This window comes from Pseudomonas sp. S3_G06 (assembly GCF_054667565.1).
In genome coordinates, this window is record NZ_CP162738.1 from 4198132 (window position 1) to 4213566 (window position 15435).

Annotated in this window: 13 protein-coding genes; 6 read left to right on the forward strand and 7 right to left on the reverse strand. The window is 61.5% G+C overall.

Going from position 1 to position 15435, the window contains the following annotated elements:
* Positions 1–54 precede the first annotated feature (54 nt).
* The 6 genes from AB4N47_RS18905 to mreB all read right to left on the reverse strand — a co-directional run bounded on the left by AB4N47_RS18905 (position 55) and on the right by mreB (position 8856).
* Complete coding sequence (locus tag AB4N47_RS18905; RefSeq protein ID WP_341639084.1) at positions 55–3858, reverse strand: YhdP family protein; 3804 nt, start codon at positions 3856–3858, stop codon at positions 55–57.
* A gap of 75 nt (positions 3859–3933) precedes the next feature.
* Positions 3934–5391 carry a ribonuclease G gene (gene rng, locus AB4N47_RS18910; protein WP_016771696.1) on the reverse strand — a complete coding sequence of 486 codons (1458 nt, stop codon included), beginning with the start codon at positions 5389–5391 and terminating at the stop codon, positions 3934–3936.
* Positions 5392–5449: 58 nt separating this feature from the next.
* Positions 5450–6046 (reverse strand): Maf family protein, encoded by a 597-nt coding sequence (locus AB4N47_RS18915; protein WP_341639083.1) that lies wholly within the window; start codon positions 6044–6046, stop codon positions 5450–5452.
* A 37-nt stretch (positions 6047–6083) separates the two neighbouring features.
* Complete coding sequence (mreD, locus tag AB4N47_RS18920) at positions 6084–6575, reverse strand: rod shape-determining protein MreD (protein WP_042608773.1); 492 nt, start codon at positions 6573–6575, stop codon at positions 6084–6086.
* Positions 6575–7678 (reverse strand): rod shape-determining protein MreC, encoded by a 1104-nt coding sequence (gene mreC, locus AB4N47_RS18925; protein ID WP_341639186.1) that lies wholly within the window; start codon positions 7676–7678, stop codon positions 6575–6577. The genes mreD and mreC overlap by 1 nt, the downstream gene beginning before the upstream one ends.
* A 140-nt stretch (positions 7679–7818) precedes the next feature.
* Positions 7819–8856 carry a rod shape-determining protein MreB gene (gene mreB, locus AB4N47_RS18930; RefSeq protein WP_002555108.1) on the reverse strand — a complete coding sequence of 346 codons (1038 nt, stop codon included), beginning with the start codon at positions 8854–8856 and terminating at the stop codon, positions 7819–7821.
* Between the two features lie 211 nt (positions 8857–9067).
* Between mreB and gatC the strand changes: the two genes are divergently transcribed.
* The 6 genes from gatC (at position 9068) to AB4N47_RS18960 (ending at position 14351) form a co-directional block, all read left to right on the forward strand.
* On the forward strand, positions 9068–9355 hold the full coding sequence (gene gatC / locus AB4N47_RS18935) for an Asp-tRNA(Asn)/Glu-tRNA(Gln) amidotransferase subunit GatC (protein WP_341639082.1): 288 nt from the start codon (positions 9068–9070) through the stop codon (positions 9353–9355).
* Between the two features lie 16 nt (positions 9356–9371).
* Complete coding sequence (gene gatA, locus AB4N47_RS18940) at positions 9372–10823, forward strand: Asp-tRNA(Asn)/Glu-tRNA(Gln) amidotransferase subunit GatA (RefSeq protein WP_024011605.1); 1452 nt, start codon at positions 9372–9374, stop codon at positions 10821–10823.
* A gap of 10 nt (positions 10824–10833) precedes the next feature.
* A complete protein-coding gene (gene gatB / locus AB4N47_RS18945; protein ID WP_016771702.1) occupies positions 10834–12279 on the forward strand; it encodes an Asp-tRNA(Asn)/Glu-tRNA(Gln) amidotransferase subunit GatB in 1446 nt (481 codons plus the stop codon).
* 218 nt (positions 12280–12497) lie between these two features.
* Positions 12498–12869, forward strand: coding sequence for a septal ring lytic transglycosylase RlpA family protein (locus AB4N47_RS18950; RefSeq protein ID WP_024011604.1), 372 nt, complete (start codon positions 12498–12500; stop codon positions 12867–12869).
* Between the two features lie 97 nt (positions 12870–12966).
* Positions 12967–13977 (forward strand): calcium/sodium antiporter, encoded by a 1011-nt coding sequence (locus AB4N47_RS18955; RefSeq protein WP_050977862.1) that lies wholly within the window; start codon positions 12967–12969, stop codon positions 13975–13977.
* Positions 13974–14351, forward strand: a complete 378-nt coding sequence (locus AB4N47_RS18960) for a carboxymuconolactone decarboxylase family protein (RefSeq protein ID WP_122610841.1) — start codon at positions 13974–13976, stop codon at positions 14349–14351. The genes AB4N47_RS18955 and AB4N47_RS18960 overlap by 4 nt, the downstream gene beginning before the upstream one ends.
* Positions 14352–14435: 84 nt before the next feature.
* Here the strand turns inward: AB4N47_RS18960 and AB4N47_RS18965 are convergent, their stop codons facing one another.
* Complete coding sequence (locus AB4N47_RS18965) at positions 14436–15377, reverse strand: AEC family transporter (RefSeq protein ID WP_341639080.1); 942 nt, start codon at positions 15375–15377, stop codon at positions 14436–14438.
* Between the last annotated feature and the right edge of the window lie 58 nt (positions 15378–15435).

The window sequence follows — 15435 nt, forward strand, 5'->3', positions numbered from 1 at the left end:
CGTCCGATCGCGGCCCGAGCCTTCGGCAGCTCCTACAGGGGTAGTGTCTGCTAGTTAAAAAGGCTTGTCGAAGGTGATTTTCGGCTCTTTCCATGGGCCTTTGACGGTGTACTTGACGCTGGCGAAGCGCGCCACGCGGTCGCCGATCAGCTTGTCGATGAGGAACAGCGCGCCGCCGACCGCCGGTGCGCCGACGAGCAGCGCGGCGATCGGCAGGTTGTTGGTCACCGGCAGTGTCACCAGCAATTTCGCATCGACCTTGTCACCGACCAGATCCAGCGTGCCGTCCAGCTCAAGATTGCTCGAAGGCCCGGTCAGGCGAATCGGCTCACGGGTGACGTAGACACCGTTGTTCGCCACCAGCAAACCTTTGACCCGGTCGTAGCTCAAGCCTTTGCCGAACAGGTCGGAGAAGTCCAGACGCAGACGCCGGCCGATCGAGTTGAAGTTGAGCAGGCCGAACACCCGCAGCGCCTGCGCGCCGCCCTCCACTTCAACGAACTGGCCCTTGTTCAGCGAGGCGTCGAGGGTGCCGGAGAAGCGCTTGGTCGCCAGCCACGCCGGCGAGCCCGGCCAGCGGCCGTCGACATCCATGTGGAATTCTTCGCTGGTCACGCTCGGCGCGAAGCCCCAGCCTTTGAGCACGTCAGCCAGATTCTTGCCGCCAATGCGGCCCTTGTACCAACTGCTGGTCGCCCCCGGCGCGCCTTCCCAGCCGCCGTTGCCTTGCAGAAGGATACCCTTGAGGCCCATGTCGAGGTTGTTCAGGGCGATGCCTTTAGCAGTCGGCCGCACTTTCAGCGACCAGCCACCGACCAGATCGGGGCCGAGGAACAACTGATTGAGAGTGATATCCAGCGCCGGGATTTTCGTCGGGTCGACCGACGCCAATGGATCAGGCGCGTTCTCGTCAGCCTGCACCGCCGGGTCCGGCGCCGGCAGTTTCACGTACTGAAGATTCACCGCAATCGGCACGCCTTTGGCGTCCGGCAGGCTGGCACTGCCCTTGGCCTGCTGACTATCGAGAGCGAGATTCCATGCGCCGGGCTTGCGATTGATCTGCACCGAGGCCTGATCCAGTGTGGTGCCGAGCGCGGTCAATTTGCCGACCTTGATGTCAGCGCTGCTGAGCAGTTGCTTGGCGCTGCCGCCCGGATCCCCACCGGCGTATTTGTTGGCCAGATCCTGCCACGGCGCAACGTCCAGCTCTGACAGCACCCCACGAATGCGCAGGCCCTTGGCGCCCGGCAACACCGCTTCGCCAGCGCCGAGGAACAGTTCGCCACGGCCATCGGCGAAATTGCTCGGCGGCGCAGCAAAAGTGAAATTGGCCAGTTGATCGTAATTGACCCAGTACCGCCGCTCCTGCCCTTGCAAGGTCATGCGGAATACCGTGTCACGCCCGACATCGGCGGCCATGCCGAACGGCGCCGGCAAATCCACTGCCACGCCTTTGAGGCTGGAGCTGACCAGCAACTGGCTGTCGGCCCCGGAAAGATTCAGCTGCAACTGATACGGAATCGTCCCGGACACCGGCAACGGCTGGGTCACGCCCAGCCAGTCGGTGAGCTTTTTCACTTCAACCTGTCCGGATGCGGCGACGCGAGTCTTGATCTGATTGGGGCTGCCATCCGCGAATATCTGCGCAGTGACCGGTTTGTCGAAGGCCCGCGCAGAAATGTTCTGGCCGCTGAGGCCTTTGTTACTGTCGAAGCGGAAATCGCCTTTGAGCTGGCTCAGTTCCAGTTTCGGTTCGGCCAGTTTCAGCCGCGCGTTGGCAGTTTTGAAATCGACGAGGATTTTCGGTTGCTCGCCCTTGGCCAGCGGAATGTCCAGTTTGAGCTTGCCATTCAGATCACCAGCGCCTTCCCAACCGGCAAAGGTCTCGCCAGTGCCGATCGGCGCGTCCTGGAGAATCTTCAAGCCGTCGCCCAGGCCACCGGCAAATGCGCCATCAAGAAACAAATGCGAGTTCTGCCCGGCCGGTACGTGAGGAATATTGACGAAGACATCGCTGACTTGCGTATCGAGCAATTGGCCCTTGCTGGCCCAGATGCGCACGCCGCTGTCCTCGATGAACACGTCACCGCTGACCTTGCTCACGTGCGGCCAGCCCGGCTGAAAGGCCAGTTCGGCGTCGTGCACTTTGAAGAACAGGCTGATGCTGCGATCAGCCTCGCCGGCGTTCTTGCTCAGCGAGCCCTGATACTGGAAGAAGCCCTGGTCCACCGCGCCTTTGAGGATCGCCGTGCGCAGCCACTCATCAAGCGCCGGGCTCAACACCGCCGGCAGGTATTTCGCGGTATAGCGACCGTCGCCATCGACCAGGCCGACGCGCAGGTCCATGTAATCTTCCTGGCTATGGTCGAAGTGCAGGCGGATGAGGAAGTCGCCGGCAATCTTGCCCTCCTCGCCCAGCACCTTCAGGTACGGCGCAATCAGGGTGAAGCCATCCTTGTCGAGCTTCCACGTCAGCCGCGCATTGGCCTGCAGGTATTGCCATGGTTTGGCGAAAATCGGATCGAGGTGCAGGACGAAGTCCTTGCTGTCGAGGCGCAACTCACCGCCGTCCAGATTGCCACTCAGGCTGCCACTGACATTCCGCGCCGCTGGAGCGCCGTGATAGGCATCGAAACCGACATTATCGAGGTTGGCGGCAAAGCCGAATTTGTTGCCGTCGGTGGCGGTCGGGCGGAAGTCCAGCAGCACATTACGCAGGCCGCCGGTTACCTTCAAACGCTCGACCACAGTGGCGAAGCTTTGCGGTAACGGCCCAAGCGCATTGAGCAGCGGCGTGATCGGGGTCAGATCGAGGCGATCGGCCTGCAAATGCCAGAGCTCTTCAGCGTTGGCGCTGGCGCGAGTCTGCTGCACCTGCACATGGGATTCCCAACGGGTGTCGCCGAAGCTCATCGCCAGTGAATCAAGAGTGACCTTCGCGCCCTCGGCGGTGTTGCGGTAATAGGCGTTGAGCGCCAGATTGTTGATCTGGATCGGCTTGCGCTCGGCGTAGGCACCGGTCACTTGCGGCGCATTCAGGCGCAACGCGGCGCTTTGCAACGCGCCTTCGGCCCAATCGACCCAGAGTTCACCGCCGGCCTTGATCTCGGAAAAATTCCATTGCTGGGTCAGGCGCTCGGGCAGCCATTTCGACCAGTTGCTCTGCGGCAGGCTGGCATAACCCTCGATGGCGCTGTTCTGCCACTGGTCAGGACGCAGCTGACTGCGCAGGCTCAGCGCGACAGGCTGGCCATCGGGCAAGGTCAGACGCGCGTCGAGACGCTGGCGGCTGGCGCCGGTACGCAGATTCAGACCGACATAGGTGAGCGTCATGGGCGCGTGGTCGACCGGTTGCAGGGTCACCTGGCTATCGAGCACCGACAGTTGCCTGATCATCTGCGAGCGCTGGAACAATTGTGCCGGATCGAACGGTTGATCCTTCTGCACCGGCAGGCCTTCCAGCGCCCAAGTGCCGTCTTCGGCTTCCTTGAGGCTGATCTTCAAACCGTTGAGTTCGATATGCGCGAGGCGTACTTCGCGGGCCAACACGCTACCCCACATATCCGGCACCACCCGCACGCGGTCGAGGCGCAGCGCGTTGGCGCCGTCGCCGACCATCACGTCATGGGCCAGCAGGATCGGCGCGAAACCGCTCCAGTTGCCTTCCAGCTCACCGATTTGCAAAGGCATGCCGAGGGCGGCGCTGGCCTTGTCTTCGATGTCGGCGCGGTATTCCGCCACCAGAGGGGTCAGCTCGCGGCCGAGGCTGACGTACAACGCCATCAACACCAGAACCAACGCGCACAGGCCCAGCCCCCAGCGGGTGAGTGCGGCCAAAATGCGTGTCAGACGCTCCATGTCAGTTGGCTCCCATGGCAAAAATACTGCGAAAAGCTGAGGCCAGCCGCGTTGAATAAGTGGTGATGCAGGGCTTCAGAGCAGCACCACGTCATATTGTTCCTGGGAATACATGGTTTCCACCTGGAAGCGTATGGTGCGACCGATGAAGCCTTCAAGCTCGGCGACGTTACCGGACTCTTCATCGAGCAGACGATCGACCACCTTCTGGTTGGCCAGCACCCGGTAACCCTCGGCCTGATAGGCCCGCGCCTCGCGCAGAATCTCGCGGAAGATCTCGTAACAGATGGTTTCGGCGGTTTTCAGTTTGCCCCGTCCCTGGCAACTGCTGCACGGTTCACACAGTACCTGCTCAAGGCTTTCGCGGGTGCGCTTGCGAGTCATCTGCACCAGGCCCAGCTCGGTGATGCCGATGATGTTGGTCTTGGCGTGATCGCGCTCCAGCTGTTTCTCCAGAGTGCGCAGGACCTGACGCTGGTGCTCTTCATCTTCCATGTCGATGAAGTCGATGATGATGATCCCGCCAAGGTTGCGCAGGCGCATCTGCCGGGCAATCGCCGTGGCCGCTTCGAGATTGGTCTTGAAAATGGTTTCTTCGAGGTTGCGATGACCGACGAACGCCCCGGTGTTGACGTCGATGGTGGTCATGGCTTCCGCCGGATCGATCACCAGATAGCCGCCGGATTTCAGCGGTACCTTGCGCTCCAGCGCGCGCTGGATTTCGTCTTCGACACCGTACAGATCGAAGATCGGCCGCTCACCCGGATAGTGTTCCAGACGATCAGCGATTTCCGGCATCAGTTCGGCGACGAATTGCGTGGTTTTCTGGAAGGTTTCCCGCGAGTCGATGCGGATCTTCTCGATCTTCGGATTGACCAGGTCACGCAGGGTGCGCAGGGCCAGGCCGAGGTCTTCGTAGATCACGCTCGGCGCGGCGATGGTCTTGATCTGTTCGTTGATCTGGTCCCAGAGGCGCCGCAGGTAGCGAATGTCCATGAGGATTTCATCAGCGCCCGCGCCTTCAGCGGCTGTGCGCAGAATGAAACCGCCGGCTTCCTTGATGCCTTCTTTGGCCACGCAATCGCTGACCACCTGCTTGAGACGCTCGCGCTCGGCTTCGTCTTCGATCTTCAGGGAAATGCCGACGTGGGCGGTGCGCGGCATGTACACCAGATAACGCGAAGGAATCGACAGTTGTGTGGTCAGGCGTGCACCTTTGGAGCCGATCGGGTCTTTGGTGACTTGCACCACCAGACTTTGGCCTTCGTGCACCAGCGAACTGATGCTTTCCACCGCCGGGCCCTCACGCAAGGAGATTTCGGCGGCGTGAATGAAAGCCGCACGATCGAGGCCGATGTCGACAAATGCTGCCTGCATGCCCGGCAGTACACGAACGATCTTGCCTTTATAGATGTTGCCGACGATCCCGCGTTTCTGCGTGCGCTCGACGTGGACTTCTTGCAGCACACCGTTTTCGACCACCGCCACGCGCGATTCCATCGGCGTGATGTTGATCAGAATCTCTTCACTCATGGCAGGATCTCGTTCAGGCATGTTCACGATAGTGGCCGCATCTGGATTCGTACGACGCTCAGGGCGTGTTCAGGTTTTGCCAACAGGGTATGCCGAAATGGCCCAACACCTCGCAGGTTTCGCACAGCGGCAGGCCGACCACCGCCGAATAGCTGCCGTCGAGCCCGGCGACAAACACCGCCCCCAGGCCCTGAATGCCATAGCCGCCGGCCTTGTCGCGCGGTTCGCCACTGGCCCAGTAGGCGCCGGCCTCTTCGCGGCTGATGCTGCGAAAACGCACGCGACTGCGCACCACCCGCGACTCGCAGCGCTCACCTTCAAGCACGGCGATGGCGGTCAGCACTTCGTGTTCGCTGCCGGACAACATCATCAGCATGGCGCATGCGTCGGCTTCGTCCACCGGTTTGCCAAGTATTTTGCCGTCGAGTACCACAGCGGTGTCGGCGCCAAGCACGCAGAACGGCTGGTCAGAGGCGACCGAGCGGCGCCCGGCCTCAGCCTTGCCACGCGCGAGGCGCTCGACATAGGCCGAAGGGGATTCTTCAGGAAGCGGGGTTTCGTCGATGTCCGCGCTGATGGCGGAGAACTGTACGCCGATCTGCGTGAGCAATTCACGGCGGCGCGGTGAGCCGGAGGCGAGGTAAAGCAGTTTCATCAAAACATCTCCCTGTTCAGTGCCCTGCTTCACCGGCTCAATAGATTCTGTAGCGTCGGCACATCCCGCGAAGGGCGAAGCTGACCCACGGCCAGAGCAACGCACTGACCAGCGCCGGCAAGACCAGCGCCAGGGTTGGCTGACGGTTGCCGGTCAGAGCGCTGAGCCACAGTTGCGCCAATTGTGCGAGGCCGAAGATCACCAGGATCACCAGGCACTGCTGCCACATCGGGAACATGCGCAGGCGCTGCTGCAACGACAATACGAGGAAAGTAATCAGGGTCAGGATCAGCGCGTTCTGTCCGAGCAGGTCGCCCTGCAGGACATCTTCGGCCAGCCCCAGACAGAACGCCGTCACCATACCGACCGTGTGCGGCATGTACAGCGCCCAGAAAGTCACGAGCAAGGCCAGCCACAGCGGGCGAAGGATTTCCATGAAGATTGGCAACGGCGATACGCTGAGCAGGATGCCGACGAAGAATGTCAGCCAGATCATCCAGCCGTTTGCGGATTTTTTCGCGCCGACCATTATTCTCGTCCCCCGGTAGTCGCTGGCGGTTTCGCCGGTGGTTTGCTCGCGGCCGGCGGTTTGGCAGCGGCCGGAGCGGCAGCGGGCGGTTTGCTCGCGGCGGGCTTGACAGGCGTGGTGGCAGGCGCCGCTGCTTCAGCGGCCGGCGCTGCGGTAGCGGTCGACGGCGTAGCAGGCATGATCAACGGTTTCGGCACGCTGGCCGGCAACATTGGACCGCCACCGTGGGCATCGAGCTGTTCTTGGGCCTGGGCGGCGTCATTGGCGCGTTCCTCGGCAGTGCGGCTGTCGCTGAACACCAGCAGCAGGTAGCGGCTGCGGTTCAGGGCGGCGGTAGGCACGGCGCGGACAATGGCGAACGGTTGGCCGGAATCGTGGATGACTTCCTTGACCGTGGCCACCGGATAACCGGCCGGGAATCGCTGGCCGAGACCGGAGCTGACCAGCAGATCGCCTTCCTTGATGTCCGCCGTGTCGGCGACATGACGCAATTCCAGGCGCTCCGGGTTGCCGGTGCCGCTGGCAATCGCGCGCAGACCGTTACGGTTCACCTGCACCGGAATGCTGTGGGTGGTGTCGGTCAGCAGCAGGACACGCGAGGTGTACGGCATCAATTCAACCACCTGGCCCATCAGCCCGCGTGCATCGAGCACCGGTTGGCCGAGCACCACGCCGTCGCGCTCACCTTTGTTGATGATGATGCGATGGGTGAAGGGGTTGGGGTCCATGCCGATCAACTCGGCCACTTCGACCTTTTCATTGACCAGTGCGGAGGAATTGAGCAACTCGCGCAGCCGAACGTTCTGCTCGGTCAGGGCCGCGAGCTTTTGCATGCGTCCCTGCAACAGCAGGTTTTCGGTCTTGAGTTTTTCGTTTTCGGCGACGAGCTCGGTGCGGCTGCCGAACTGACTGGCGACCCCTTCCCACAAGCGGCCAGGCAGGTCAGTGATCCAGTAGGCATCCATGAGCACCAGCGACGCTTGCTTGCGCGCGGGCTTGAGCAGGTCGAAACGTGCATCGACCACCATCAGTGCGACCGCGAGCACGGCCAGCACCAACAGGCGCACGCCCAACGAAGGGCCTTTGGTGAAAAGCGGTTTAATAAGCCGCTCCTCCCAGGCAAATGTTCTGTTTATTCATACGGCATCAAACCGGCCTGGATGAAGACTGACAGAAGATAAACGCCAACAGGCAGCACTGCAAAGTGCTGCCTGTGCGTTCACCCACGTATTGCATTCGAAGCTTATTCGCTCGAAAGCAGATCCATGGTGTGCTTATCCATCATTTCCAGCGCACGGCCACCGCCGCGAGCAACGCAAGTCAGCGGGTCTTCGGCAACGATCACCGGCAGGCCGGTTTCCTGGGCCAGCAACTTGTCGAGGTCACGCAGCAGCGCGCCACCACCAGTCAGCACCAGGCCACGCTCGGCGATGTCGGAAGCCAGTTCCGGCGGCGATTGCTCCAGCGCGCTTTTCACCGCCTGAACGATGGTGGCCAGCGACTCTTGCAGAGCCTCGAGCACTTCGTTGGAGTTCAGGGTGAATGCGCGTGGAACGCCTTCGGCCAGGTTGCGACCGCGAACATCGACTTCGCGCACTTCGCCGCCCGGGTAGGCCGTACCGATTTCCTGCTTGATGCGTTCAGCGGTGGATTCACCGATCAGGCTGCCGTAGTTACGGCGCACGTAGGTGATGATCGCTTCGTCGAAACGGTCGCCGCCGACACGAACGGATTCGGCGTAGACCACACCGTTCAGGGAGATCAGGGCGATTTCAGTGGTACCACCACCGATATCCACGACCATCGAACCGCGCGCTTCTTCAACCGGCAGGCCGGCACCGATCGCAGCAGCCATCGGCTCTTCGATCAGGAACACTTCACGGGCACCGGCGCCAAGGGCCGATTCACGGATGGCGCGACGCTCAACCTGGGTGGACTTGCATGGAACGCAGATCAGCACACGAGGGCTGGGCTGCAGGAAACTGTTTTCGTGAACCTTGTTGATAAAGTACTGCAGCATCTTTTCGCAGACGCTGAAGTCGGCGATCACGCCGTCCTTCATCGGACGAATGGCAGCAATGTTGCCCGGCGTACGGCCGAGCATGCGCTTGGCCTCGGTGCCGACAGCAACGACACTTTTCTGGTTACCGTGTGTCCGAATGGCCACAACCGATGGCTCATTCAGGACGATACCGCGCTCGCGCACGTAAATAAGGGTGTTGGCAGTGCCCAGGTCAATGGAAAGATCGCTGGAAAACATGCCACGCAGTTTCTTGAACATGGGAAAGGGACCCTAGGCAACGCGTGGGTAAAAAAGTGCGGCAAACTCTAACAACGACAGGGATTTTGGGCAAGGCGCCAATATGTTAAATTGGCCGCTTTTCTGTGCACCAAGCCCCACAATCGCGGCCTTATGACCGTAGAAGTGCGGTAGTGTTCCGACAATCTAACACACGGACGCCGTCCGTTCTGTTTTCCACTGGAGAATCCCGATGGCGCTAGAACGCTCCGACGTGGAAAAAATCGCGCATCTGGCCTGCCTTGGCCTCAACAATGCCGATCTTCCGCACATTACTTCCGCCCTCAACAGCATTCTCGGGCTGGTCGACGAAATGCAGGCCGTTGATACCGACGGTATCGAGCCGCTGGCCCACCCCCTGGAAGCCAGTCAGCGCCTGCGCGCCGACGTGGTGACCGAGACGAATAATCGCGAGGCCTACCAGTCCATCGCACCAGCGGTCGAAAACGGCCTGTATCTGGTTCCGAAAGTCATCGACTAAAGGGAAAGAGCCTGCAATGCATCAAATGACTCTGGCCGAGATCGCCCGCGGTCTCGCCGATAAAAAGTTTTCCTCCGAAGAGCTGACCAAAGTCCTGCTGGCGCGTATTACCCAGCTCGATCCGCAGCTCAACAGTTTCATCAGCCTCACCGAGGATCTGGCCATCGAGCAGGCGAAAGCCGCCGATGCACGCCGGGCCAACGGTGAGAGCGGCGCCCTGCTCGGCGCGCCGATCGCCCACAAAGACCTGTTCTGCACCCAGGGCATCCGCACCAGCTGCGGCTCGAAGATGCTCGACAACTTCAAGGCTCCATACGACGCCACCGTAGTCGCGAAACTGGCCGCTGCCGGCGCCGTGACCCTGGGCAAGACCAACATGGATGAATTCGCCATGGGTTCGGCCAACGAGTCGAGCTGGTACGGCGCAGTGAAAAACCCGTGGAACCTGGAACACGTACCGGGTGGTTCGTCCGGTGGTTCGGCGGCGGCAGTTGCCGCTCGTTTGTTGCCAGCGGCCACGGCCACCGACACCGGCGGTTCGATCCGTCAGCCGGCGGCGTTCACCAACCTCACCGGCCTGAAGCCGACCTACGGTCGCGTTTCGCGCTGGGGCATGATTGCCTACGCTTCCAGCCTCGATCAGGGCGGCCCGTTGGCGCGCACGGCCGAAGACTGCGCGATTCTGCTGCAAGGCATGGCCGGCTTCGACCCGAACGATTCCACCAGCATCGATGAGCCGGTTCCGGATTACTCCGCCAGCCTCGGCGAGTCGCTGCAAGGCCTGCGCATCGGCGTGCCGAAGGAATACTTCAGCGCCGGTCTCGACCCGCGCATTGCCGAGCTGATCCAGAACAGCATCCAGCAGTTGCAAAAGCTCGGTGCCGTGATCAAGGAAATCAGCCTGCCGAACATGCAGCACGCCATACCTGCGTACTACGTGATCGCCCCGGCAGAAGCGTCTTCCAACCTGTCGCGTTTCGACGGCGTGCGTTTCGGCCATCGCTGCGAGAACCCGGAAAACCTCATCGACCTGTACAAACGCTCCCGTGGCGAAGGCTTCGGCGCGGAAGTGCAGCGCCGGATCATGGTCGGTGCCTACGCGCTGTCCGCCGGTTACTACGATGCCTACTACCTGAAAGCGCAGAAGATTCGTCGTCTGGTGAAGAACGATTTCATGGCTGCCTTTAATGAAGTCGACATCATCCTCGGCCCGACCACGCCGAACCCGGCGTGGAAACTCGGCGCGAAGAACAGCGACCCGGTTGCAGCCTATCTGGAAGACGTCTACACCATCACCGCCAACCTCGCCGGCCTGCCGGGCCTGTCGATGCCGGCCGGTTTTGTCGACGGTCTGCCGGTGGGCGTGCAGTTGCTCGCGCCGTATTTCCAGGAAGGCCGCCTGTTGAACGTTGCCCACCAGTATCAGCTCAACACTGACTGGCACACCCGCACCCCAACCGGCTTCTGAGGAGACACACATGCAATGGGAAGTCGTGATCGGGCTGGAGATTCACACTCAGCTCACCACCCGGTCGAAAATCTTTTCCGGTAGTTCCACCACGTTCGGTTCCGAACCGAACACCCAGGCCAGCCTGATCGATCTGGGCATGCCCGGCGTGCTGCCGGTGCTCAACCAGGAAGCGGTGCGCATGGCGGTGATGTTCGGTCTGGCGATTGACGCCGAGATCGGCCAGCACAACGTGTTCGCCCGCAAGAACTACTTCTACCCGGATCTGCCGAAGGGCTACCAGATCAGCCAGATGGAATTGCCGATCGTTGGCAAGGGCCACCTTGACATCGCCCTGGAAGACGGCACGGTCAAACGCGTCGGCATCACCCGTGCGCACCTGGAAGAAGACGCCGGCAAGAGCCTGCACGAAGAATTCAACGGTGCCACCGGCATCGACTTGAACCGTGCCGGCACGCCGCTGCTGGAAATCGTTTCCGAGCCGGACATGCGCAGCGCCAAGGAAGCCGTGGCTTACGTCAAGGCGATCCACGCACTGGTGCGTTACCTGGGCATCTGCGACGGCAACATGGCCGAAGGCTCGCTGCGTTGCGACTGCAACGTCTCGGTACGGCCGAAAGGCCAGGTCGAGTTCGGCACTCGCTGCGAGATCAAGAACGTCAACTCGTTCCGTTTCATCGAGAAGGCGATCAACTCCGAGATCCAGCGCCAGATCGAGCTGATCGAAGACGGCGGCAAAGTGATCCAGCAGACCCGCCTGTACGATCCGAACAAGGATGAAACCCGTCCGATGCGTTCGAAAGAGGAAGCCAACGACTACCGTTACTTCCCCGATCCGGACCTGCTGCCGGTGGTCATCGAAGAGTCGTTCCTCGGTGAAGTACGTGCGACCCTGCCGGAACTGCCACCGCAAAAGCGCGAGCGCTTCCAGAGCCAGTTCGGTCTGTCGGCCTACGACGCCAACGTGCTCGCCACCAGCCGCGAGCAGGCGGACTACTTCGAGAAAGTCGCGGCCATCGGTGGCGACGCGAAACTGGCGGCGAACTGGGTGATGGTCGAGTTGGGCAGCCTGCTCAACAAGCAGGGCCTGGACATCGAGGATTCGCCAGTTTCCGCCGAGCAACTGGGCGGCATGCTGCAGCGCATCAAGGACAACACCATCTCCGGCAAGATCGCCAAGGTGGTGTTCGAAGCGATGGCCAACGGCGAAGGCAGTGCTGACGAGATCATCGAGAAGCGCGGCCTCAAGCAAGTCACCGACACCGGCGCGATCTCCGCCGTGCTCGATGAAATGCTCGCGGCCAACGCCGAACAGGTCGAACAGTACCGCGCGGCAGACGAAGCCAAACGCGGCAAGATGTTCGGCTTCTTCGTCGGCCAGGCCATGAAAGCCTCGAAAGGCAAGGCCAACCCGCAGCAGGTGAACGAACTGCTGAAAAGCAAGCTCGAAGGCTGACCACCAATGGAGCCAGATCCAAAGCCTGGCTCCATCCCCTGTGGAAGGGACCTGTGGCGAGGGGATTTATCCCCGTTGGGCCGCGAAGCGGCCCCAATTGCTGAGCTTGATTTGCACCAGATAAATCGAGTTCTCAGTTTTGGGACTGCTGCGCAGTCCAACGGGGATAAATCCCCTCACCACAGGTCACTCCTACATTTGATCCGGGATACCTTTGAATGAAGCGTCTGTTGCTGAGCAGCGCCCTGCTCTCCCTGCTGGCCGGTTGCGCCAGTACCGACACCATCGACCCGCACGGTTACGACCAGACCGGCGTCGCCTCCTACTATGGAGCCAAACATCACGGTAAACGCACCGCCAGCGGCGAAGCGTTCAACCAGCATTCCCTGACCGCCGCCCACCGCCAGTTGCCGTTCGGCACTCGGGTGAAGGTCACCAACCTGAAAAACGATGAATCAGTCGTGGTCCGCATCAATGACCGTGGCCCGCACACCCGTGGCCGGCTGATCGATCTGTCGCGCGAGGCTGCCGATGAAATCGGCATGCTGCGCAGCGGCACCGCACGGGTTCGCGTGCAGGCCCTCGACTGATGGAGCGCCGACCATTTTCGGACTAGCCGATCTGCCGCTGATCAACCTCATCGAATTGCTCAGTGGCCTGGTTCTTTTGATCCTCGGCGCCGAGCTGATGGTACGCGCCGCCGTGCGTCTGGCCGAGCGCCTGCATGTGCGTCCGTTGATCATCGGCCTGACCATCGTCGCCCTCGGCAGCAGCGCGCCGCAGATGACCGTCAGCCTGCAAGCGGCGCTGACCGATAACCCGGACATCGCCGTCGGCAGTGTAGTCGGCAGCGGCATCTTCAACATCCTCGTAACCCTTGGCCTGTCGGCGTTGATCATCCCGCTGCGCGTGTCGCGGCAACTGGTGCGTCTGGATATACCGTTGATGATCGGCGCCAGCCTGCTGGTATTCATCCTAGCCTGGAATAAAGACCTCGGGCGTTTCGACGGCGTCCTGCTGCTCGGGGCGTTGGCGCTGTACCTTGGCTTGTTGTTCCGCCAGTCGCGACACTCGACCCGCCCCCATACCGAACGCCCGAAGGATACGCAGCAATCCTGGCTGATCAGTGTGCTGATGATTCTCGCTGGCCTGGCCATGCTGGTGTTCGCCGGGCGTTTGCTGCTCGGCGCCGCCGTGGTCGTGGCCACCGACCTGGGCCTTTCCGAACGGGTCATCGGTCTGACCGTGGTTGCGGTCGGCACCTCGCTGCCGGAACTGGCGACCTCGCTGATCGCCGCCCTGCGCGGGCAGCGTGACATTGCCGTGGGCAATGTGATTGGCGCCAACCTGTTCAACCTGCTCGGGGTGCTCGGCCTGACCGCCCTACTCGCACCGACGCCGCTTTCCGTTTCCCCGAATGCGCTGGATTTCGACTTGCCGGTGATGCTCGGCGTCGCGGCGCTGTGCTTGCCGGTGTTCTATTCCGGCTACCGCGTTACCCGGGCCGAAGGCTTGCTGCTGCTTGGTTTGTATCTGGTCTACGGGCTGCATGTGGTGTCGTTCACCACCGGCATGCCGCTGGCCGGCAAACTCGAGCGCTTGATGCTGTTTTATGTCCTGCCGGCGCTGCTGACGTTTCTGCTGTTCACGTCGATCCGCGCCTGGCGTCGCCAACACCACAAGAGAGATGTGCCATGAGCGAGTCGAAGCAGTCCGGGGTTGAAATCCGTCGTCAGGTCATGGGCGATGCGTTCGTTGATCGCGCCCTGGGCAACGCCACCGAGTTCACCCAGCCGTTGCAGGATTTCGTCAATGAACACGCTTGGGGCGGGGTGTGGAATCGTGAGGGGCTGCCGCTGAAAACCCGCAGCCTGATCACCCTCGCCGCGCTGACCGCGTTGAAGTGTCCGCAGGAGTTGAAAGGCCATGTGCGCGGTGCGCTGAACAATGGCTGCACGGTGGAAGAGATTCGCGAGGCGCTGCTGCATTGCGCGGTGTATGCCGGCGTGCCGGCGGCGATCGATGCGTTTCGCGCGGCGCAGGAAGTGATCGACAGCTACCAGAAAAGCTAAAAGATCGCAGCCTTCGGCAGCTCCTACAGGAGACCGCATTTCCATGTAGGAGCTGCCGAAGGCTGCGATCTTTTGATCTTGCCTTTAGATCCACCCACCCCACTGCAACACAAAGATCCCGACATTGGTGGTAATCGCCGCCATCAACGTGGTCATCACGATAATCGCCGCTGCCAGCTCATGATTGCCCTGCGCCGCCCGGGCCATGACGAAACTTGCCGCCGCCGTCGGGCTGCCAAAGTAGAGAAACAGAATCCCCAGTTCCGCCCCGCGAAAGCCCCACAACCACGCGCCCACGGTTGCCAGTAACGGCAGACCGACCATCTTCACCAGGCTGGAGCTGAGCGCCATCTTGCCGCTCTTGCGCAGCGCCGCCAGTGACAGCGTGCCGCCGATACAGATCAGCGCCAGCGGCAGCGTGGTCTGCGCCAGGTACTGGCCGGAAGTTTCCAGCCAGCCCGGCAAACCGATCTTGAAATAAGCGATCGGCGCCGCCGAAATCACGCTGATGATCAGCGGGTTGCTGAACACGCTTTTGCAGATGCTCCACGGATCGGACTTGATCACCGGGCTGTACACCGCCAGCACGATGGTCGACAGCGTGTTGTAGAACAGGATCACCAGCGCCGCGAGAATTGCCCCGAGGGAAATGCCGTAATCGCCGTACATGCTCGCCGCCAGCGCCAGACCTATCACGCCGTTATTGCCGCGAAACGCGCCCTGGGTGTAGATGCCGCGATCTTCCCGCGGACACTTGAAAATCGCCCAGCCCCAGGCCACGGCGAAACTCACCAGCGTCGCCAGGGAAAAGTAGATGAGTAGCGAGGGTTGCAGTGCGGCGTGCAGGTCAGCGTGGAGGATGCCGAGGAACAGCAGCGCCGGCATGGTCACGTTGAACACCAGCGACGAGGCGGTGTGGATGAAGTTGTCGTTGATCCAGTCGATGCGCTTGAGCAGCACACCGAGAAACAGCATGGCAAACACCGGCGCGGTGATGTTCAGGGTTTCAAGAAAGATTGCCAGCATGCCGGGGAGCCTTGGGTGAGCGTCGATAGGGGGCTAATGATAAGCCACAAGTCCTTCG

Excerpts from the sequence above, each read along its gene's own strand:
- AB4N47_RS18905 (WP_341639084.1), bottom strand. The coding sequence starts at position 3,858 with ATGGAGCGTCTGACACGCATTTTGGCCGCACTCACCCGCTGGGGGCTG.
- rng (WP_016771696.1), bottom strand. The coding sequence starts at position 5,391 with ATGAGTGAAGAGATTCTGATCAACATCACGCCGATGGAATCGCGCGTG.
- mreB (WP_002555108.1), bottom strand. The coding sequence starts at position 8,856 with ATGTTCAAGAAACTGCGTGGCATGTTTTCCAGCGATCTTTCCATTGAC.
- gatA (WP_024011605.1), top strand. The coding sequence starts at position 9,372 with ATGCATCAAATGACTCTGGCCGAGATCGCCCGCGGTCTCGCCGATAAA.
- mreD (WP_042608773.1), bottom strand. The coding sequence starts at position 6,575 with ATGGTCGGCGCGAAAAAATCCGCAAACGGCTGGATGATCTGGCTGACA.
- AB4N47_RS18960 (WP_122610841.1), top strand. The coding sequence starts at position 13,974 with ATGAGCGAGTCGAAGCAGTCCGGGGTTGAAATCCGTCGTCAGGTCATG.
- AB4N47_RS18950 (WP_024011604.1), top strand. The coding sequence starts at position 12,498 with ATGAAGCGTCTGTTGCTGAGCAGCGCCCTGCTCTCCCTGCTGGCCGGT.
- AB4N47_RS18965 (WP_341639080.1), bottom strand. The coding sequence starts at position 15,377 with ATGCTGGCAATCTTTCTTGAAACCCTGAACATCACCGCGCCGGTGTTT.
- gatC (WP_341639082.1), top strand. The coding sequence starts at position 9,068 with ATGGCGCTAGAACGCTCCGACGTGGAAAAAATCGCGCATCTGGCCTGC.
- gatB (WP_016771702.1), top strand. The coding sequence starts at position 10,834 with ATGCAATGGGAAGTCGTGATCGGGCTGGAGATTCACACTCAGCTCACC.
- AB4N47_RS18955 (WP_050977862.1), top strand. The coding sequence starts at position 12,967 with ATGGTACGCGCCGCCGTGCGTCTGGCCGAGCGCCTGCATGTGCGTCCG.
- AB4N47_RS18915 (WP_341639083.1), bottom strand. The coding sequence starts at position 6,046 with ATGAAACTGCTTTACCTCGCCTCCGGCTCACCGCGCCGCCGTGAATTG.